At 48.6% G+C, this 20,058-nt stretch carries 16 protein-coding genes; 9 read left to right on the forward strand and 7 right to left on the reverse strand.

Going from position 1 to position 20,058, the window contains the following annotated elements:
* Window positions 1-79: 79 nt before the first annotated feature.
* The 5 genes from ACE3MQ_RS00395 to ACE3MQ_RS00415 all read right to left on the reverse strand — a co-directional run bounded on the left by ACE3MQ_RS00395 (window position 80) and on the right by ACE3MQ_RS00415 (window position 6,962).
* A complete protein-coding gene (locus tag ACE3MQ_RS00395) occupies window positions 80-1,555 on the reverse strand; it encodes a DHA2 family efflux MFS transporter permease subunit (RefSeq protein ID WP_379389464.1) in 1,476 nt (491 codons plus the stop codon).
* A 238-nt stretch (window positions 1,556-1,793) separates the two neighbouring features.
* Window positions 1,794-2,951, reverse strand: a complete 1,158-nt coding sequence (locus ACE3MQ_RS00400) for a mannitol-1-phosphate 5-dehydrogenase (RefSeq protein ID WP_379389466.1) — start codon at window positions 2,949-2,951, stop codon at window positions 1,794-1,796.
* The gene (locus tag ACE3MQ_RS00405; protein ID WP_379389468.1) at window positions 2,948-3,385 is read right to left on the reverse strand and encodes a PTS sugar transporter subunit IIA; all 438 of its coding nucleotides are present in this window, start codon (window positions 3,383-3,385) and stop codon (window positions 2,948-2,950) included. Before ACE3MQ_RS00405 ends, ACE3MQ_RS00400 begins: the two co-directional genes overlap by 4 nt.
* A gap of 3 nt (window positions 3,386-3,388) precedes the next feature.
* Window positions 3,389-5,470, reverse strand: a complete 2,082-nt coding sequence (locus ACE3MQ_RS00410) for a BglG family transcription antiterminator (protein WP_379389470.1) — start codon at window positions 5,468-5,470, stop codon at window positions 3,389-3,391.
* A gap of 73 nt (window positions 5,471-5,543) precedes the next feature.
* The gene (locus ACE3MQ_RS00415; RefSeq protein ID WP_379389472.1) at window positions 5,544-6,962 is read right to left on the reverse strand and encodes a PTS mannitol transporter subunit IICB; all 1,419 of its coding nucleotides are present in this window, start codon (window positions 6,960-6,962) and stop codon (window positions 5,544-5,546) included.
* 263 nt (window positions 6,963-7,225) lie between these two features.
* On the opposite strand from ACE3MQ_RS00415, the gene mgtE reads away from it, so the two are divergent.
* Window positions 7,226-8,560 (forward strand): magnesium transporter, encoded by a 1,335-nt coding sequence (gene mgtE / locus ACE3MQ_RS00420; protein WP_379389474.1) that lies wholly within the window; start codon window positions 7,226-7,228, stop codon window positions 8,558-8,560.
* 17 nt (window positions 8,561-8,577) lie between these two features.
* Here mgtE and ACE3MQ_RS00425 read toward each other — a convergent pair whose 3' ends face one another.
* Window positions 8,578-9,285, reverse strand: a complete 708-nt coding sequence (locus ACE3MQ_RS00425) for a DNA alkylation repair protein (RefSeq protein WP_379389476.1) — start codon at window positions 9,283-9,285, stop codon at window positions 8,578-8,580.
* Between the two features lie 199 nt (window positions 9,286-9,484).
* On the opposite strand from ACE3MQ_RS00425, the gene ACE3MQ_RS00430 reads away from it, so the two are divergent.
* The 3 genes from ACE3MQ_RS00430 to ACE3MQ_RS00440 are packed head-to-tail and all read left to right on the forward strand — an operon-like array spanning window position 9,485 to window position 11,918.
* On the forward strand, window positions 9,485-10,177 hold the full coding sequence (locus ACE3MQ_RS00430) for an N-acetylmannosamine-6-phosphate 2-epimerase (protein ID WP_379389478.1): 693 nt from the start codon (window positions 9,485-9,487) through the stop codon (window positions 10,175-10,177).
* Entirely contained in the window at window positions 10,174-11,052 is an 879-nt protein-coding gene (locus ACE3MQ_RS00435; protein WP_379389481.1) for an ROK family protein, read from the forward strand. Before ACE3MQ_RS00430 ends, ACE3MQ_RS00435 begins: the two co-directional genes overlap by 4 nt.
* An 11-nt stretch (window positions 11,053-11,063) precedes the next feature.
* The gene (locus ACE3MQ_RS00440) at window positions 11,064-11,918 is read left to right on the forward strand and encodes a MurR/RpiR family transcriptional regulator (RefSeq protein ID WP_379389483.1); all 855 of its coding nucleotides are present in this window, start codon (window positions 11,064-11,066) and stop codon (window positions 11,916-11,918) included.
* A gap of 102 nt (window positions 11,919-12,020) precedes the next feature.
* Here ACE3MQ_RS00440 and ACE3MQ_RS00445 read toward each other — a convergent pair whose 3' ends face one another.
* Window positions 12,021-13,715, reverse strand: a complete 1,695-nt coding sequence (locus ACE3MQ_RS00445; protein WP_379389485.1) for a PucR family transcriptional regulator — start codon at window positions 13,713-13,715, stop codon at window positions 12,021-12,023.
* Between the two features lie 379 nt (window positions 13,716-14,094).
* Here ACE3MQ_RS00445 and ACE3MQ_RS00450 point away from each other — a divergent pair, with 379 nt between their 5' ends.
* The 5 genes from ACE3MQ_RS00450 to ACE3MQ_RS00470 are packed head-to-tail and all read left to right on the forward strand — an operon-like array spanning window position 14,095 to window position 20,045.
* Window positions 14,095-14,673, forward strand: a complete 579-nt coding sequence (locus ACE3MQ_RS00450) for an ankyrin repeat domain-containing protein (protein WP_463139935.1) — start codon at window positions 14,095-14,097, stop codon at window positions 14,671-14,673.
* Between the two features lie 5 nt (window positions 14,674-14,678).
* On the forward strand, window positions 14,679-15,569 hold the full coding sequence (locus ACE3MQ_RS00455; RefSeq protein WP_379389489.1) for an oxamate carbamoyltransferase subunit AllH family protein: 891 nt from the start codon (window positions 14,679-14,681) through the stop codon (window positions 15,567-15,569).
* 3 nt (window positions 15,570-15,572) lie between these two features.
* The gene (gene fdrA, locus ACE3MQ_RS00460; protein WP_379389491.1) at window positions 15,573-17,117 is read left to right on the forward strand and encodes an acyl-CoA synthetase FdrA; all 1,545 of its coding nucleotides are present in this window, start codon (window positions 15,573-15,575) and stop codon (window positions 17,115-17,117) included.
* A gap of 7 nt (window positions 17,118-17,124) precedes the next feature.
* Window positions 17,125-18,549 (forward strand): YlbE family protein, encoded by a 1,425-nt coding sequence (locus ACE3MQ_RS00465; RefSeq protein ID WP_379389493.1) that lies wholly within the window; start codon window positions 17,125-17,127, stop codon window positions 18,547-18,549.
* Between the two features lie 32 nt (window positions 18,550-18,581).
* Complete coding sequence (locus ACE3MQ_RS00470; RefSeq protein ID WP_379389495.1) at window positions 18,582-20,045, forward strand: cytosine permease; 1,464 nt, start codon at window positions 18,582-18,584, stop codon at window positions 20,043-20,045.
* Window positions 20,046-20,058: the final 13 nt, after the last annotated feature.

Consider the following 20,058-nt stretch of genomic DNA (forward strand, 5'->3'; position numbering starts at 1 on the left):
CGATTCGCATTCAGCTTCACGACACAAAGGACGTTTCCAGCCCAGGCGGCCAAGGAAACGTCCTTTTCATATGCGTGTCTTAAGATGTAGTGGTGTGAGTTGCTAGCTGCTCTACGGGAGCCTTTGTTCGCTTCGTGAACAGTGAGATCACTAAAGCGATAATCGCGAACACCAGGCCGACGACAAATGCTCGATGAATGCCGGACAGCAAGCCTTCCGCCATTTGTGCGGCTGTCGGCTCCGCCGTAAGCGTCTGGAAGTATTTTTGTTGCCCTGATGTCATAATACTGATAAACAGAGCCACCCCGATCGCCCCGGAAATTTGCTGCAAGGTGTTCAATACAGCCGTTCCGTGAGGGTACAAACGCTGCGGCAATTGGTTCAAGCCGTTCGTTTGCGTAGGCATCATAATCATCGCAATAGAAATCATCAGCAAAATGTGCAGAATGACCAAGGTCGTCGTTGTCGTCTGCAGATCAATCCGTGTAAACAGCCACATAATAATGAGCAGCAGGGTGCTGCCGGGTATAACGAGTGCGCGAGGGCCGAATTTATCGAACAACCGGCCGGTAATTGGCGAGACGAGGCCGTTTAGCAAACCCCCGGGCAGGAGGACAAGCCCCGCGGCAAAGGTTGTCATCAAGAACACCCCTTGCATTAGAAATGGAAGCAGCAGCATCGTCGAGAACATCGTCATCATCGCGATGATGAGCATCACCGTGGTCAATGTAAACATCGGGTACTTGAACACGCGGAAATCGAGCATCGGTTCCTTGGATTTCAATTGTCTGATCACGAACAGCAGCAAAGATACTCCGCCCACAATCAAGGGAACATATACTTCTGTGCTGGCCCAAGTCGTTTCGGCTTTACCCGCACTGCTGAACCCGAAAACGATGCCGCCGAATCCGAGGGTAGACAGCAGAATCGATAGTACGTCGACTTTGGGCTTCGTGACGGTGGTGACATTTTTCAAGAAAATAAATGAGACAACGATCGATAAAACAGCGAACGGAAGTACCAGGAAAAACAGCCAGCGCCAGTCAGCGACCTGCAGAATCAAGCCCGACAGCGTCGGCCCGATCGCGGGGGCAAACATAATGACAAGTCCGATGGTACCCATGGCGGCTCCGCGTGTCTCCGGCGGATAAAGCACGAGAATCGTGTTCATCATGACAGGCAGCATAAGCCCCGCTCCGCTGGCCTGAAGCAGTCGGCCCACTAGCAGTAATTCAAAGTTCGGAGCGATCCCGCAAAGGAGCGTTCCCGCTGTAAACAGCACCATGGCGCCAAGAAACATCTGCCTGGTCGTAAACCATTGCACCAACAGCGCCGATACGGGAATCAGTACGCCAACAACCAGCATATAGCCCGTAGCGAGCCATTGCAGCGTAGAGGCCGAAACCTCCAGCGCCACTTCCAGCTTTGGCAGAGCAATATTAAGCAGCGTTTCATTCAGAATGGAGAAAAATGCCCCGATAATAAGCGAGATCAATATCGGCAGCTTCTTGATGTTTTGTGCATCTTGTTGCTGTGTAGTAGAAGTAGAATTCAAGTCTCATCCCTATCCTTATTTTTTATTTTTGATCAGTGTTATTGTAACAGATTAATGTAAATTTTTTTCGATTAAAAATTATATTTTTTAAATATAATTAAATTTTACATAGAGTTAAAGCTTGAGGGTGAAAGTAGGGGAAAAAAGAAGCCGATAGACTACAGGCTAACATGACAGGCACTGTAGTTTAACGACTTCTTTTTCCGATTAAATAATATTATCTGTTTGTTGTTGCTAATTAGGATCGTTTTTCTTTAAGTCCCGCATATTCGTTGGCTATTTGGGCGTGAAGCGGATGCTCTTTCGTCAGCTCCGTGTATTTCTCAATGGCTGCATGAACGCCATGATTATGAATATAAGCTTGCAGCTCAACGGATTCCGGATCACTGCTCTCATCGAATAACAGGGCCGCCGCGATGGCTCTAGCCAGATGGGGGACAGGAATCTCCAGGTTATAAGCGAGCAATGCAGGTCTTACAAGGCGATCATTTGGGGAAATCTTCCGAATGGGTGAGCGTCCGACCCGGACGATTTCATCCGTCAAATAAGGATTGATGAAACGCTCGAGAATTTGCTCAACATACTGCTGATGCGACGTGTCGTCAAACGAATATGTTTTTACGAGCATTGCCCCGGACTCCAGTAAAGCTCCTTTGACCTCGGCTACAATCGTGGGGTCTTTCATCGCTTCCTGGATCGTCTCGTACCCGCTTAGAAAGCCTTGATAGGCGGCAATGCAGTGCCCCGTATTTACCGTAAACAATTTACGCTCAATATATGGAAGCAGTTGATCTACGTAATGAACGCCAGCGATTTCCTTGAAATCTCCGCGCATAGCCGAACGATCCACGGTCCATTCATAGAAGGGCTCGACCGTAACGAGCAGCGGATCTTCATGCTGCTGGAGCGGAACGATTCGGTCGACGGCGGCGTCGGGAAATGCGATCGACTGGTCGGCCTGTCCCTTGGCCGCATCAGACAGATGCTCATAAACATGATTTTTAAGCTGCGTGCTGCCGCCAATGGCATTTTCACAGGCAATAATATGAAGAGGAGGGCGGGATTCGCGAGACAGCCTCAGCTCTATACCTTCGGCAATAGCGGCAGCAATATGCTTCAGCACGGAGACGCCGACGGCGGTCGTGACGATATCGGCTTCAGCAATCGCTTCGGCGACCAGGGCATTATTCTTACCGTCAATGGCAGTTACGTGATCGACGATCACGGAATCGGCTTGCTCATTAGCCAAGGTCACCGTATACTGGCCCTTGCTTTGCAAAAGATTGACCAGCTTATCATTGACATCGACAAACGTTACTTCATACCCGGATTTCGAGAGCAGTAAGCCGATAAATCCCCGACCGATGTTGCCGGCGCCAAAATGTACGGCTTTCATTCGCTCATCCCCTGTTCAAAGATCGCAATTAGTTCATCTTCCGAGGCAGCGTTCACGATCCGCTTCATTTCGTCGTCATCGGAGACAAGCACGGCCACATTCGTCAAAATTCCCATATGGTCGTCCCGGATTGCAGCCAGCCCTATGACTAATTGCGCAGGCTCATCGCCACCAAAGTCAATGCCGTCTGGAGCGGTGAGGATGGCCATGCCTGTGGATTTAATCATGGATTTGGATTCATTCGTTCCATGCGGCATCGCTAGGCCGCCACCGAGATAGGTGGAGAGGGAATCCTCACGCTCAATCATTTTCTCAATGTATTCTTGCGGGGCATGACCTGCATCAACCAGCATTTGTCCAACTATACGGATTGCTTCATATTTATCTTGAACCTTTACGTTCAGTTTCACTTTGTCTTTAGATAGAATAGCCATGATTTAATCTCTCCAATCCAATTTTCTTTTCATATATTTCTCTAGTTGTGCGGAAATAAAACCCTTAATTTCTTCCTTGCTCCCGTCCTCCAGTAAAGTAATCATTTCGGTTAGGAGCAGCATTCCGCTGATTTCGCTTAGTACCTCCAGACTGGCCTTCTCCAGCTTCATCGGGCCGAGCATCAGAAGGATTTGCTTCACGGCGCCCGCTTCATGATTAAGCTCCAGCGGCTTATCGTAGCGGAAGAGGGAGATGACAGGCTGCTGTACCCATTCGCTTCGCGTATGAATTAAGGCGATTTCTGTATCGGGCATGACCAGGCTGCCTTGCTGCTCCCGGAGCAGAAGCTGCTGGACGATCTTCTCTTTATTTAGCAAAATGCTTGACTGATTGATCGTAGAGACCATATGCAACAGCTGACTTTCTAGGCTTGATCCTCCAGCTTCAAGCGCCATAGGATGAACCTTGAAGCTTTCCAGCAGGCGCAGCACAATATCTGAGTAGACGTTGAGCTGCTTTAGCCGATCAAGCGGGCCGCGATCCGAATCCGTAATCGCAACGGTAGAGGGCTCCATATTTTTTAGGGTAATGTCTTGAATAAAGGTTCTCAGCCTTATGGTTTCATCCTCCGTGAGCAGGGGACTGATCTTGATATACCTATCCGAGGACAGCGGCAAGTTGACGGTAGAAATAATCAAGTCATAATCGTCCGCAGGCAGTCGAACTGCCTCGTACCAGGAGAGATGACCGATCAACTCAATTTGCGGCAGCTCCTTGGAGATGCGCACCGCGAGCAGTTTGGACGATCCGATGCCGCTCGTACATACAAGGACGGCCCTCACCTTCCACGGAAATTGCTGCAAACGCTCAATGGCAGCTCCGAAATGCATGACAATATATCCGACTTCCTCGTCCGGAACGTGAATGGTCTGCACAAACTCATCAACGCCCTGTCTGACGAGGGTAAACAACTCATCGTAGTCTTTTTTGATTTGCGTCAGTATCGGGTTTCGAATGGCAATACCGCTGGAAATCCTTTGGAAAGCAGGGTGCATGTGCTGTATCAAGCCTTCAACGAGCGAGCGATCCTTCATAAATGAAATCTGTGTCTTACCCTCGATAAAGTGGATCAGCTCTGTCACCGTCTCGATGAGAGACATGTCGTTGTGGTTGATCAGCAATCCCAGCTCATGCTGTGCTTTGCTTTTTAGCAAGCCGTCGATATACGCTGCTTCCTCTGGAGGAAGCTGTAAATCAAGCTGCTGAAGCAGCCGGGCAAGCTGGTCGTTGTCCTGAACCGGCGTTATACCCGCTTTTTCGTCTACGGTATGGTGATTTACAGATTCAGAGCTTATCAAGCAGCCGTGCTGAATTCTTGTCAAGGCTACGGATAAACGGATCAGCAGGCGGGTGTAAGCCGCTTCGGACAAGCGGATCGGCCATTGCTTGTTCAGCTGCCAAAGCGCTCTTTCGAGCTTGAAAAACTGCTTCTTCCCGACCATGGATAGAAGCTGGTTGGTTAAGGGATGCACCACGGTCTGTTCGGTATGGTCGTCTTGGTGGAACAAATCGGAATCATCCAAATATTTGATGGCCAGCAAACTGATCATCTGTCGCTTCGCTTGTTCTTGGCCCGTCAATTCAACCCCGTAACCGCGTTTTCTGACAAGCGTCAGCTGCTGCTCGTTGATTTGATCCTCCAACTGATCCAAATCGCTGCTGACCGTAGGCATCGTTACATTAAGCTCGTGGGCGAGCGTAAACAATTTTACTGGCTCATCGTATTGGAGCAGCTTGCATAGGATGAGCACTTTACGTTCCTCGGGTGAGTATTCGGCAGGCACAGACAAATTGAGCTTTTGCCGGAATCGTTCGATTTTATCGTTATCCGCTTCGATTTTGATGCCGATTCCCGATTTCTTATGAAGTGTAATGCCATCGGCCGCAAGGGCAGGTTCTATATCAATTAGCTCCCGGTGAATGGTTCGTGTACTGGTTCCAATCTCGGCAGCAATATCAGCGGCTGTAATTTCATTCTGTTGATTGAACAGCAATTCTACGATCCGTCGTTGCCTAGTTGACATTGTGATATGGCATCATCCTCACGATAGAAATGAGCTTAACGCCGACAGAAGTCTGCCAGCGCCAAGCTTGAAATCACTTGCTCAGTCTTTCGACGAGCACATCATATTCAGGACTTTTTAAGAAGTTATCAATGGATATATGCTCTGCGTTAGGGTTTTTCATACGCGCCCGATCAGTCAGCGTCTTGTGCGTGATGACAATATCAGCATCATCGGGAATGTCGTTGATCGCCGTGTTGATGACCGTAACTGGCACGCCGGCGGCATTGATTTTCTTCCGTAGTATAGAAGCACCCATGGCACTAGAGCCCATTCCGGCATCGCAGGAGAACACGATTTTATTCACATCTTCTTTCGATTTAACCGTTTGCTCAGCGGAAGCTGCAGGAACAGCACTTCCTTTGGAGCTTGCTTTCATTTCCTTCATTTTGGTTGTCGCTACTTCTAAATCATCCTCTGCATTGGACTTGCTTGTCTTCAACAGCAGTGAAGCAATTAGGAAGGAAACGAGCGCTGCAACAATGACCCCGCTAAACATAGCGATATATCCACCTTTAGGTGTCAAAGGCAGGTAGGCAAGAATACTGCCCGGAGAAGGAGCTCCTACAAGTCCGGCACCCAAAAGCGAGAAGGTGAATGTACCGGCCATGCCACCACCGATAACGGCAAGGATCAAACGTGGATTCATCAAAATGTAAGGGAAGTAAATCTCATGAATACCCCCAAAGAAATGAATGATTACTGCACCCGGTGCAGATTGCTTAACTGTACCTTTGCCAAAGAGCCAGTATGCGAGCAGGATACCTAGACCAGGACCAGGGTTCGACTCCAGCATGTAAATGATGGATTTGCCCGCAGTGTGAACCTGTTCCAACGCCAACGGCCCAAGAATTCCGTGGTTGATTGCGTTATTTAGGAACAATACTTTGGCAGGCTCAATAATCAGGTTGGCCAGCGGCAGCAAGCCCGTGTTAATTAAGAAATCAACGCCAGCAGCAAGCACGTTGCTAATGGATTGCACGATTGGGCCTATCCCTTTGAAAGCAATGAGGGCCATACCGCCTCCGAAAATACCTAAGGAGAAGTTATTAATCAGCATTTCAAAACCGGCAGGAATTTTACCTTCAACCGATTGGTCGAATTTCTTCAGCACCCATGCGCTGAGCGGTCCGACGATCATGGCTCCGAGGAACATGGGAATATCGGCTCCAACGATGACCCCCATCGTGACGACCGCGCCAATAACTCCGCCTCGTACATCGTGGATTATTTTACCGCCCGTATAACCAATGAGCAGAGGAAGCAAAAATTTGATCATCGGATCAACTAAGGAAGCAAAACTTTCATTTGGAAACCAACCTGTCGGGATGAACAGTGCAGTAATGAGACCCCAAGCGATAAACGCACCGATATTCGGCATGAACATTCCGCTTAAAAATCTCCCAAAGCGTTGCACGAATACCTTGATACCAGCTGATTCTGTAGTATCCATATTTTTTGACCTCCACGAAAAAAATTGTTGAATCTGTGTATAATGAGTAGTTCATATATCCTATTTCATCGTATCTGTTAGCGATTTCATTGACAATCAAATCAAAAGCAGGTTGCTTCATGATAGCTGTTGACACGATTTTATTGTCTGATGAAAATAGCAGCCTTATACTTTGCAATCCGGGTTGCCCCTTATGTGTGCTGCTAATACGTGTTACAATGGAATATTAAGCTTTAACAACATGTTCAAAGGAGTACGTTAAAATGATCGATCTTAATCAAATGCGGCAGCAAATCCTGACAGCGGATCAAGATCGGATGCTTGCATTTGTGGAAGCCTTCAGACCGATTGACTTGGCAGAAAGTTTGGAGAAATTAAAAACGGAGGAGCAGCTTATGCTTATGGAGCTGCTTCCTCCGGTCGTGTCTGCGGAAATACTGGAATTCATGGAGCCGCTGCTGCAATATCAAATATTGCATCACTTGAACGTCGGGCTGACTTCCCAAATCCTCAATGAGCTGCCCAGCGATATCGTTACCGATATGATGCTGGCGATTCATCGCTATCAGGCCGATAAGCTGCTCGATTTGCTGCCGGATGATTATCGCGAGAAAATTCAGACCTTGATGACGTTTCCCGAGGAAACGGCAGGGAGCCTGGCAACCATTGATTATATTGCCGCGCCCGGGCAATGGAATATGGAAACGACGCTGGAGCACATACGCAAAGTTGGCCGCGAGGCCGAAATCACCGCTTATATTTATGTAACAGGAATGAAGGGGGAGCTGCAGGGCGTAGTTTCGTTGAAAAAAATCATTTTGGCCGATCCGCATACCCGGCTATGGGAAATCGCGGATGAACCTAAATCCGTGCCGGCCACAATGGGGCAGGAGGAAGCAGCGGAGCTCTTATCCCGCTACGATTGGGTTGCTCTGCCGGTGGTGGACGCGCAGCAGCGCCTCATTGGCGTTGTTACGGTCGATGACTTGATTGATGTCATGCAGGAGGAAGCGACGGAGGATATTCAAATGCTGGGCGGAAGCCAGCCGCTGGAGGATGTGTATTTTAAAACTTCCGTGTTTCACCTGTATCGGAAGAGAATTATTTGGCTTCTAATATTGTTTGTTGCCGAAGCCTACACCGGCACCGTATTAAGACATTACGAGGAAACGTTAACGGATGTCATTTCATTAGCCTTTTTCATTCCGCTGCTGATCGGTACCGGAGGCAATACCGGCACCCAGACGGTATCGACGCTTGTTCGCGCGCTCGCTGTAGGGGAGGTGCATTTCCGCGATCTGTTTCGCGTCATTAAGAAGGAATTGACGACAGGACTCATGACGGGCTCGACGATTTTTGTCATCGCTTTTCTTCGCGCTTGGATGCTTGGAGTAGAGATGAACGTAGGCTTTGTCGTCGGCATCACGGCTATGATGATCGTCATTTGGGCGTCCTTCGTTGCAGCGATATTGCCCCTGGTTCTGCATAAACTGAAGGCGGATCCGGCTGTAATCTCAGGTCCGTTTATTACTACGCTTGTGGATGGAACCGGCTTGATTATATATTTCACTGTAGCTAAAATTTTGCTCCAGCTTTGACAGTGACAAGGGGCCGCTTAACAGATGCAGGTCTTCTTCTTTACGCCGAGCTTGCCGCGCTGTTCTACCTTTTGAATGTATTCGGCCGCTAACGGAACCTTGCAGGCGGTTTGCCCCACGTCGACATGGACTTTTCCGATGCTGCCGGCCACTTCCATGGCTTCCTTGTATAAAGGAACGACATAGGCACCCGTTATGATGACAAAAGTATTCATTGTATAACGAACACGATTCTGCTCCTCATGAATCGTGGATTGGATCTGCCGCAGCAAAGAGCGAATTTCATCCAGGTCAAGCTGCTCATCGGGAGTGATCGAAATGTAATTAGCGTATGTGCTCCAGCCGCAAGTAGCAATCATTTCATCGCCGGAGCGCATCCATTCCCGTGCGAGTTCCAGCGCAAAAGGACTCTCAGCGGCTACACTGGCGACGGTATATTCGGCAAGCATGTACCAGTTGGCCTGTTTGACCCAATGCTCGAGCTGCGGCTTCGTCATCTTCTCGGGATTGACAGACAATCCGGCTAAATACATCGCGTCGGAGTTGCCCGAGTCATAAAGTGCCAGGGCCAAGTCTTGATCCTTGGAGACCTGCTTCACCAGCTTCTTTAAATCCCCGACCTTTACGCCGAAAAGGGGCTCCTTGGCTCCATGGCGGATAAAGGTCTTTTTCGTCTGCTCTGTGCCCATTTCTTCCAGCTTTGTCATTACTTCTGCGAAGGTCATATGCAAAATCTCCTTAGATTTATTTGATCCATGTTAACATAAAATATTGCCGGAAAACATGGGAAGGGGAGATTACTCCCTTATTTCCGGTTCCGGAGGAAATTTTCATCAAAATTATAGTTAAGAAAATAATTTACAAAAACAATAAACCATGATAAGTTTGAATGGGAATCATCTATACATACGGAGTGATTTACAGATGAATAGAGAGCATAAAATTCTAAAAAAGATCCATCATAAATTAGTTGTTTCCTGTCAAGCGCTGCCTGAGGAACCGCTCCACAGTTCATTTATTATGGGGAGAATGGCCTATGCGGCTTATTTAGGCGGAGCGGCCGGAATTCGTGCCAATAGTGTGGAAGATATTAGAGAAATCAAGAAGACCGTCAATTTGCCGATTATCGGAATTATTAAGCAGGTCTATGAAGGATCAGAGGTGTTCATTACCCCGACATTAAAGGAAGTAGACGCTTTGTATCAGGAAGGCGTCGATATCATCGCAATGGATGCGACCCATCGAGCCCGGCCCGATGGAAAGACAATTTCCGAACTATTCCCTCTCATCAGAGAGAGGTATGGAGATCAGTTATTTATGGCCGATTGCTCCACGTATGAAGAAGGGGTTATGGCGGAGAAACTGGGTTTTGATCTCGTAGGAACGACTTTAAGCGGATATACGGAGGCTACAAGAAGCAAAACTCTGCCTGATTTTGAATTAGTGGAACGGCTCGTAAATCATCTCTCGGTGCCCGTTATTTCCGAAGGCGGGATTTCAACACCGGAGCAATTGGAGAAAATGTATGACCTGGGCGTCTTCTCGGCGGTGGTCGGTTCAGCCATTACCCGGCCGATGGAGATTACGCAACGATTCGTGAAGGTTGTGAGAGAATGAGAATACTAACTGCGGATATAGGCGGAACGAATACAAAGCTTTGCATTTGCGACGAGCAGGGAAAACTTCATCAATTCCAGGAATATGCCACAGAGAGCCGCCAGGGCGGCCCTCATGTGATGGCGAGATTGATGGACAAAATATCCGAATATGAAGATTTCGATGCTATTGCGATCAGTACGGCAGGACAAGTTGATGCCGAAGCAGGATTTATCGTCTTCGCTAATCAAAATATTCCTGATTACACCGGTATGAGGGTAAAGGACATGCTTGAAGAGCGGTTCCATAAGCCTGTGAAGGTTGAAAATGATGTGAACGCTGCTGCCTTAGGGGAGGCTTTCTTTGGCGCAGCCCGTCACTTGAACGATTTTTTATGCTTAACATTCGGCACGGGGATTGGCGGAGCTATCGTGATCAATCGTCAAATCTACAGGGGAGCGAGCGGCGTGGCCGCTGAGTTTGGTCACATCGTGACTCATGCGCCTGCAGATCAGGACGAAGGGGAGAGTCCTCTTTTTTACGAGAAATATGCTTCGACGACGGCTCTGGTGCAAATGGCTAGACAGGTTGAACCAGACTGCGCGAACGGAAAAATATTGTTTGATCGCATCAGGCAGGGAAACGAGCAGTTGGAGCAGGTTCTGCATGCATGGGTCGATGAGGTCGCCTATGGCCTAGCCTCGATCATTCATATTTTTAATCCCTCTGCTGTTATTGTTGGAGGTGGCGTCATGGAGCAGGACGATTTAGTCCGGCTTGTGGAAGCAAGAACGAAGGGATTAGTCATGCAAAGCTATCGTGGTGTGCAAATTCTGAAGGCCTCCCTGGGGAATAAAGCCGGTGTTCTTGGAGCGGCATCATTATTTTTGCGATAGGAGGGGAAATATTGCGTCCATTGAGTATTTTTACTTCGATCCACTCTAAATACAATAACCTGACGAATACGGAGAAAAAGGTCGCGGACTATGTTTTGGAGAACGCCACCCGCGTAGTCTATATGTCGATTACGGATCTTGCCGATGCCTGCAATGTGGGGGAATCCAGCATATTCCGATTCTGCAAATCGCTTAGCTACAAAGGATATCAGGAGTTCAAAATTGCCCTGGCTCACAGCACGACGGTGGAGAATGAAATCCCTCAATTGACCGATCAGGTGCTCATGGATGATTCGATCGATCAAGTCGCTTCCAAGGTATTGTCTTCCAATATTAGCGCTTTGAATGAAACGTTCAAGCTACTGAACATCGAGAAGATCGATCAGGCCATCGACTGTTTCATCAGTGCTGAACGGATTTTATTCTTTGGCGTGGGCTCGTCCCTCATCACGGCGATGGAGGCGAAGGTGAAGTTCATGCGCATTACGAATAAAGCGGAGTGTATCTTCGATTCGCATCTTCAGATGATGTCGGCAGCCTTAATGACGGAACGGGACGTGGCCGTAATTATATCCTACTCGGGTTCGACCAAGGATAATATTGAAGTGGCGAAAAAAGCGAAGGAGTGCGGCGCAACGGTAATATCGGTAACGCGGTTCGTTAAGTCTCCATTAACCTCGTATTCCGATCTTACCCTGCTTTGCGGGGCTAATGAAGGCCCGCTGCAAGGGGGATCATTGTCGGCGAAAATTTCCCAGCTGTATTTACTGGACGTTCTGTACGCCGAATACTTCAAAAGATCCAAGGAGCAGTCGATCCTCAATAAGGAGAATACGGCGGCGGCAGTTAGCGAAAAGCTGTTATAAGAGCATGCATGAATGAATGAGATAGTCTTAGGCAAATTCAAGGGGCGTAATCCTGCAGCGGCATTGCAGAATTGCGCCCCTTGGTTGTTGGAGTCTTGTGCATCAGTTTTTATGCAGCAGCCGGTATATTTTTAAAGCCAATTGAATTTGCAGCAGTTCCTCTGAATCTTTCAGTTCCGTCTGGAGTATCTCCTTGATCTTATCGATTCTGTAAATGAACGTATTTCGGTGGATGAACATCGCTTTGGCCGCTTCGCTAACATTGCGGTTATAGGCGAAATAATTTTCTAGCGTAATCATGAAGCTGGTGCCGTGGGCATGATCATGATCGTAAATAGGGCCTAGACTGCTGTAAAAAAAGCTTTCGAGCTCCGGTGTTTTTATGTTCGAATCCAGGAAATGATAGACCGAATAATCTTCAAAGTGCGAGACGACGCTTTGATCGTTGAATCGCTGCATTAATCGTATCGCTTCATGAGCTTCGGAGAAGCTCTTGTGCAGCGAATCAATCGTTTTGTATTGTCTGCCTATGCCGATTAAGAAGGCCGTTCTTTTTATTTTTCGCGACAATAGCTCATGCAGCTCTCCAGCGAACGACTTTATGTCACTTATCGCGCTGGATTTACTCTCTTGTTTGCCGACGAGGAGAATAATGCGATTGTTCCGATAGAAGCTCGTCACCTTGCCGTCAGCCTTGTCGGATAAACTATAGACCAGTTCAACGCCCTTCTTAGAGATTTGCTCCAATTCTACTTTCATTTCGACCATATCCTCATACTTATCCAGCTCCACAGGCTCAATATTAACGACCATGCAATAGTAAGCATAGCTTGCCTCCAGTCCGTGCAGGTCGCATAACGTCTGCAAGGTTTGCGGCGATGTGATTTTGCCCGTTAGCAAGTCATCGAAGAAATCCTGCCGAATTTTCAGCTTTACCTCCTCGATTTCCCGTGCCTTAATACGCTCCAGAGCCAGGATGGAGGAGGAGTGCTCCAGAGCGATGTAGTCCAGCTCCGCCAGCTCGCGCACCGTCTGCAAAACGACGATATAGCCGTATAAATAGTTCGCGACGGCAACAGGCATGATGCGGCATTTGATGTTCTGGCCGTTCCCGTAATGATAAATGCGTTTGATGGATTTTTTAATTTCGCTGATGTTCTGCGGAATGGTATCGGTGAATTCCTTGGGAAAGACCGGGCGATCCTGAACAAGGTGCAGACATTGAGTCAATGGAATCTGGTTGTCTCGGTAGTCGGTATAGTGGAGCAAATTCCATTCCCGATCCACGATGACGACCGGATTGTTGATCGTCTCTGCGAGCTCGGCGGAAATGCGGTTCAGCCCACCGCCTTCCAGGGCAATTCTAAACAGCGCGTTATGCACATCCAGGGAGGAACGATTCAGCGTATCATACCTTGCGGTTGCCTTTTCATTAATGATCGAAATGAGATTGGACAGCGTATAGCCAAAGGGCAGCTCTAGCAAAGGCAGTCCGTATTTGTTGGCTGCATCGATCATGTTCTGTGGAATTTCATTGAAATATCGCTTCACCTTAATGCACAGCCCTGCGCAATTGATCTCGGCCAGCTCCTGGATGATTCTATTTTGCAGTTCCTCATTGTCCTTAAAAATATAGCCGGTTGAGAGCAGCAGCTCGTTCGAAGTCCACCAGTCGAAAGCATCCGGGTTCTCTATAATGTTCACGATGGCGATCTCATTGTTGATACCGCTTTCACCTGCCACGATTTTTATGCCTTCGATGGATTTGATTTCAAGCAAATCTTTTACGGTTAACATCGTGCTCGATCGCCCCTTTTTTGTTGATGATTGTGCACAGTGCACAATGAAAAGCCTTACTTTTTAGTCTAGGTATACAATGACGATCTTACCCGTCCGGACTAAAATATGGTTGTCAGGCTGAACATCGGTCATGAAATGTGTGATATTTCACAACCGGTAGCTTCTAGGTACGAGCCTGGAAGAAGCGCACTCGAATACTGCCGTTAATTTTTATTTTACACCTTATCATGGATTTGACAATAAAGCTTCTTTTTCCATTCCCACCATCATGGACAGTACAGCAGAGTGCCTAATAGCCTGACAGAATGTTGGTCATACTACGATAAATAGAAAAGGAGGAGCGAACTTGTCCGACAACCACTTGACAACGAAGTTTATGGAAGCAGCCGCTAAGGGAGACGTCGAGACTTTAAAGCAATGCGTGGAGCAGGGCGCAGATATTAATGTTCGCGGCAAAGCCAAAAGAACGGCGATTCTTATCGCAGCTATGAACGATCAACTGGAAGCCGTAGCGTACTTGATCAGCGCCGGAGCAGACATAGACCTGCAGGATGAAACATGCTTCAACCCATTTTTGTACGGCTGCATTAACGGCAAGCTGGAATTGATCAAAATGATGATTAGAGCGAACCCCAATTTAGAACTCTTAACACGTTTTGGCGGGGTAGGGCTCACTCCGGCATGCGAAAAAGGGCATGTGGATGTCGTCCGCGAGCTGCTGACTACAACAGACATCAATGTCAATCATACGAATTATCTCGGCTGGACTCCATTGATCGAGGCTATCACGCTTAACGATGGCGGGAGCAAACAGCAGGAAATCATTAAGATGCTCATTGAGCATGGTGCGAATATACAAATGACAGATGAATATGGCGTTACCCCGCTCGAATTGGCTCGGAGAAAGGGCTATACGGAAATCGAGCAGATTTTGCTGCAAGCTGGAGCACAGTAAGGCCAATGACTTATTCAGGTCAGGCCAAATCTGGAGACAGCGGCTTTATCGAACAAATAAAGCAAGGAAATTTTAGCGGATGGGTGCACAGCACTTTTGATCGAACCTTCAACATCCAGAGCGCAGATCAAGGCGAATTGTTCACCATTGCCAACGCATCTTTAGATAATGGGCCAAACACGCTGGTGACCGATTTTGTTCAATTCAGCGATAAGCATCTGGCTGTAGATGATCAGGTCTATGCGATGAATAATACATTATGCATTTTGAACAAAATAGAAATTAAGCTTGAACATGCGAAAAATTGGAACAGCATTCTTCCTCCGCATCCGGCCGATGAACGACAGCTTAGAAATAATTTGTCCGCAGCTAGACTATTCATTGAGCAGTATGGAAAAGGCGGAGGAATGAAGGGAGCCTCGAGGGCAAGCAGCAGCTTTGATCAAGAGGTATCGAGGTTGTTATCAGAGCGGTCGGGATCATTGCTTCAGGCTATATCGAGCCGCAGCATGCAGGAAGCGGTACGAGCAGCTAGCGGACTAGTTGGACTAGGCTGTGGACTTACGCCATCAGGGGACGATTTTCTTGTAGGTCTATTTGCCGTGTTCAACATGCCGCATAATCCTTTCTACCGCTACCGGTCATTTTGCGAGCAGGTTGCGTCTCAATCCACAGGCAGGACGAACGAAATTAGTTATATCACTTTGAAAAAAGCATCCACTGGGCAAGTCAGAGAATCCCTCGTCCGGTTGCTTCGCGATTTGATGGACGGAAGCGAGGATAGCCTTAGCGTCTCGTTAGGGTCAGTGCTGGATATTGGCTCTACGTCTGGAACCGATATTGCGATAGGAATCGTATCCGGTCTCGAACTCAGTGCAGAAAAAAGCTGGAGGTAAGGTATGTCTACGAAAACTGTAATTAAACCTAACACTTACTTCGACTCGGTATCCCTGATGTCTTTATCGACGAAAGCGAACCAAATCGAAGGCGTTGAGCAAGCCGTTATCGCGATGGGAACGGAAATGAACAAAGAAGTGCTGCGCAATGTCGGTCTGATTACACCGGAGCTTGAAGCCGTGAAGACCGGCGATTTGATGATCGTCGTCAAAGCCGCGACGGATGAGCTTTGTGAAAGTGCATATGCGGAAATCGAGAAATTGTTTACGCAGAAGACGGCATCGAAGGGCGCGAGCGAAATCAAATATCCGACGATCGATTCTGCGGCACAGAACATTCCGGACGCGAATCTGGCTGTCATTTCCGTTAATGGTGCATTTGCAGCCAGAGAAGCCCGTAAAGCGCTGGAAAATGATCTGCACGTCATGCTGTTCAGCGACAACGTCAGCATCGAGGATGAAATTGAACTGAAGAAGCTGGCGCATGACAAAGGCCTGCTGATGATGGGCCCGGATTGTGGAACCGCTATTATTGGCAATGTTGGACTTTGTTTTGCTAATAAGGTGAGAAAAGGGAATGTCGGGATCGTCGGGGCATCAGGCACAGGCAGCCAGGAGGTTAGTGTTCGCATCCATGATTTCGGCGGCGGTGTATCGCAGCTGATCGGTACTGGCGGCAGAGATCTCACCGAGCAAGTTGGCGGCATCATGATGCTGGACGGCATGAAAGCGCTCAATGAAGACGAAGAGACGAAGGTTATCGTCCTGATCTCCAAGCCGCCGGCCAAGAGCGTCGAGCAGAAAGTGCTGGCGGAAATTCAATATTGCAAAAAGCCTGTCGTCGTTTGCTTCGTCGGAGGATCGGAAGAGGATGTCGTGAAGGCTGGCGGACATTTTGCCAAAACGACTAAGGAGGCTGCGCTTAAAGCCGTCGTTCTTGCAGGCGCGGATGAGAGCCAAATCAACAAACGCGCATTAAATCTGCCATTAATCGAAGAGATCAAAGGAAAATTGTCTCCAGAGCAGAAGTACATTCGCGGCTTGTTCTGCGGCGGCACGCTTTGTGACGAGTCCATGTACCTGGCCATGGAGAAATATGAGGATGTATACAGCAACATTCCAAAGACCGAGGAATACCGGCTGAAAGACGTGAATGTCAGCCAGGCGCATACGTTCATCGACTTCGGTGACGATGAATACACGAAGGGCAAGCCGCATCCTATGATCGATCCGTCTTCACGCATCTCGAGATTTCTGCAGGAAGCGAAAGACCCTTCAGTAGGCGTTATTCTCATGGACTTTGTACTCGGCTTCGGCTCCCATGAAGATCCGGTAGGCGTGACGCTGCCTGCGATCATCAAAGCGAAGGAAGAAGCAGCGAAGGAAGGCAGACATCTTGAGATTCTGGGGTATGTTCTGGGTACCGATGCGGACAATCAGAACTTCGCCGACCAAGTAGCCAAGCTCGAATCTGCCGGAGTAACGATCGCCAGCAGCAGCACGAATACGGGACTTCTGGCCATAGGCTTTGTGGAGAAAGGGGAATAACGAATCAATGAGCAGAATTAACGATTTATTTAAAAACGAGCTTCATGTTATCAACGTCGGGATCGAATATTTCAAAGATGATATGGTACAGCAAAAGGCCAGCGTGACCCATCTCGACTGGCAGCCGCCGGGCGGTGGCAAGCCTGAGCTGATTCAATCACTGGACAAGCTGGAAAGACCGGAAATCGTGAAGAAAATCGAAGAGGCGAACAAGAAGGCGGTAGAACGCATCGTGAACTCTCAGCCGGTTCTGATCGGCTACGATCAAGCGATCAACGTCGTGCCTGGCATGACCAAAACGACGATCCTTCATGCCGGCCCCCCGATTACGTGGGAGCGCATGAATGGAGCGATGAAAGGCGCAGTAACGGGAGCACTCGTCTTTGAAGGCCTGGCAAAAGACCTGGAAGAGGCCGCTGAAGTTGCCGCATCCGGACAAATTACGTTCTCCCCGTGCCATGAGCATAACTGCGTAGGCTCGATGGCTGGCGTAACCTCCGCTTCGATGTTCATGCATGTTGTTGAGAATAAAACTTACGGCAATATCGCTTACACGAACCTCAGTGAGCAAATGTCCAAAATTCTGCGCATGGGCGCGAATGACGAGAGCGTTATCGAGCGTCTGAACTGGATGCGCGACGTACTCGGCCCCATGCTGAGAGACGCGATGAAATTGTCCAACGGTATCGATCTTCGTCTCATGCTTGCTCAGGCGCTGCATATGGGGGACGAGTGCCACAACCGGAACAATGCAGGGACAAGCTTGCTGATCCAAGCGCTGACACCGTTTATTCTGGAAACGGACTACACAAAAGAACAGAAGCGTGAAGTTTTCAATTTCGTAGCGAGCAGCGACTATTTCTCCGGCCCGACCTGGATGGCTCTCTGCAAATGCGCGATGGATGCCGCTCATGGCATTGAGAATAGCACGATTGTAACGACGATGGCCCGGAACGGCGTGGAGTTCGGTATTCGCGTCAGCGGCATGGCCGGAAACACCTGGTTCACAGGTCCGGCGCAAAAGGTTGTCGGCCCGATGTTTGCCGGCTACAAGCCGGAGGATTCCGGTCTGGATATCGGTGACAGCGCGATTACGGAAACGTACGGCATCGGCGGCTTCGCGATGGCAACCGCACCAGCCATCGTAGCACTGGTCGGCGGAACCGTTGACGAAGCGATCGGCTATTCGATCAAAATGAAGGAAATTACTACAACCGAGAATCCAAATGTTACGATCCCGATGCTAAACTTCCAAGGCATTGCTACAGGGATTGATACGCGCAAAGTGGTGCAAACCGGCATTCTGCCAATTATCAATACCGCGATTGCGCACAAAGAAGCGGGCATAGGTATGATTGGGGCAGGTATTACGCATCCGCCAGTCGATTGCTTTGAAAAGGCACTGCTCGCTTTAAGCGAGAACATTAGCTAACATATTTCTACCCTAAAAAGGGAGATAGGGGAATGAAGATGGAAGTCAAAGCAAATGCCGATTATGAGCAATTCAAATCGTATGGGTATGCGGATGATATTTTGCCAATCCCGGAGGAGAAGCGCGACTGGGGAATCTTCAACTATATTACGGTTTGGATGGGGCCTGTCCACAACATCATGTCCTATATGACCGTTGCCGGTTTTTTCATACTTGGCTTGAATGTGACCCAGGTATTTCTCGCTGTCATGCTGTCAGCAGCGATCGTGGCAGCGGGATATGCCCTGAACGGATATTCCGCAGCAAAATATGGCCTTCCCTTTGCTATGCTGCTGCGGGATTCCTTCGGGGTAAAAGGCTCCATTATCCCGGCCTTATGCCGGGGGCTCATATCCGGCCTTGTCTTCTTCGGAACGACGACGGTCGTGGGTGCGCAATCGCTCAACGTTATTTTCACAAGAATATTTCCCGACTATATGTCATGGGGAGCAGGCTTTAACTTTTTCGGTCTAGACTTCCCAACGATGTTGTCGTATGTAATACTATGGACGGTAACCGTACTGCTGTTCCTGTCCGGCATGAAAATTCTAGGGACGTTCAGTAAATACTCTTCACCGATCGTCTATGTGTTCATTATTGGCGCAGCAATCTGGGCGATCAACATCGCTGGCGGCGCAGGCCCGATTATGGACTACGTTCCAGCTACGCCGATGGCCAGCCCGCTGGTGTTTATCGCTTGTGTAAGCGCGCTCGTATCCAACTGGGCTGGGCCGATCGTGAACATTTCCGACTACACGCAGCGCGCTAAAAATATTAAAGCGCCGATGTGGGGGCTGCCCATCGGGTTCATTCTGTCCTACATTCTGTTTGCGATTACTTGTATCTCCCTCATCGTAGGTACGGAAATTGCTTTTGGCGAACCGATCTTTAACATTGTCGATGCCATCGGCAAAATCAACAACACCTTCTCCGTTGTCGTATTGCTGCTGGCGCTTAACGTTGGGGCAACCGCTTTCGTCGTATTCGGCAACCTGATGCCAGCTGGACTGCAAATGACCGCGCTGTTCCCTAAAATTTTCAACGTCAAGACAGCGGGAATTTTGACAGCGATCATCGGTACGATCATTTTGCCTTGGAAGCTTGTTTCCAGCACGGCAGCCTTGTATTTGTTCTATAGCTTTATCGGCTCCATGTACGGCCCCATCGCGGGCATCATGCTAGCCAGCTTCTATATACAACGCAAGAAACGCCTTGACCTGTCGCAAATCTACGTGAAGCAGGGTGAAGACGGCGGATATAAAGGCGGCTATAACCGCATTGCGGTCATCGTCCTGATTATCAGCTTCCTGATCCCGATGTCAGGCGTAGTATTCACGAATGTTCCATTATTAGTAACGTTAAAAGACTTTGCGTTCTTTAGCGGGCTGATTATTTCGTTTGTGCTTTACACTTTACTCTACAAGAAGACAAACGAGAACACGCTGGCAGCTAAGTAACTTGGGAGGATTA

The sequence above is a fragment of the Paenibacillus lentus genome, from assembly GCF_042714055.1.
GTDB classification, from domain to species: domain Bacteria; phylum Bacillota; class Bacilli; order Paenibacillales; family Paenibacillaceae; genus Fontibacillus; species Fontibacillus lentus_A.

Excerpts from the sequence above, each read along its gene's own strand:
- ACE3MQ_RS00400 (WP_379389466.1), bottom strand. The coding sequence starts at position 2,951 with ATGAAAGCCGTACATTTTGGCGCCGGCAACATCGGTCGGGGATTTATC.
- ACE3MQ_RS00405 (WP_379389468.1), bottom strand. The coding sequence starts at position 3,385 with ATGGCTATTCTATCTAAAGACAAAGTGAAACTGAACGTAAAGGTTCAA.
- ACE3MQ_RS00410 (WP_379389470.1), bottom strand. The coding sequence starts at position 5,470 with ATGTCAACTAGGCAACGACGGATCGTAGAATTGCTGTTCAATCAACAG.
- ACE3MQ_RS00415 (WP_379389472.1), bottom strand. The coding sequence starts at position 6,962 with ATGGATACTACAGAATCAGCTGGTATCAAGGTATTCGTGCAACGCTTT.
- mgtE (WP_379389474.1), top strand. The coding sequence starts at position 7,226 with ATGATCGATCTTAATCAAATGCGGCAGCAAATCCTGACAGCGGATCAA.
- ACE3MQ_RS00425 (WP_379389476.1), bottom strand. The coding sequence starts at position 9,285 with ATGACCTTCGCAGAAGTAATGACAAAGCTGGAAGAAATGGGCACAGAG.
- ACE3MQ_RS00430 (WP_379389478.1), top strand. The coding sequence starts at position 9,485 with ATGAATAGAGAGCATAAAATTCTAAAAAAGATCCATCATAAATTAGTT.
- ACE3MQ_RS00435 (WP_379389481.1), top strand. The coding sequence starts at position 10,174 with ATGAGAATACTAACTGCGGATATAGGCGGAACGAATACAAAGCTTTGC.
- ACE3MQ_RS00445 (WP_379389485.1), bottom strand. The coding sequence starts at position 13,715 with ATGTTAACCGTAAAAGATTTGCTTGAAATCAAATCCATCGAAGGCATA.
- ACE3MQ_RS00450 (WP_463139935.1), top strand. The coding sequence starts at position 14,095 with ATGGAAGCAGCCGCTAAGGGAGACGTCGAGACTTTAAAGCAATGCGTG.
- ACE3MQ_RS00455 (WP_379389489.1), top strand. The coding sequence starts at position 14,679 with ATGACTTATTCAGGTCAGGCCAAATCTGGAGACAGCGGCTTTATCGAA.
- fdrA (WP_379389491.1), top strand. The coding sequence starts at position 15,573 with ATGTCTACGAAAACTGTAATTAAACCTAACACTTACTTCGACTCGGTA.
- ACE3MQ_RS00465 (WP_379389493.1), top strand. The coding sequence starts at position 17,125 with ATGAGCAGAATTAACGATTTATTTAAAAACGAGCTTCATGTTATCAAC.
- ACE3MQ_RS00470 (WP_379389495.1), top strand. The coding sequence starts at position 18,582 with ATGAAGATGGAAGTCAAAGCAAATGCCGATTATGAGCAATTCAAATCG.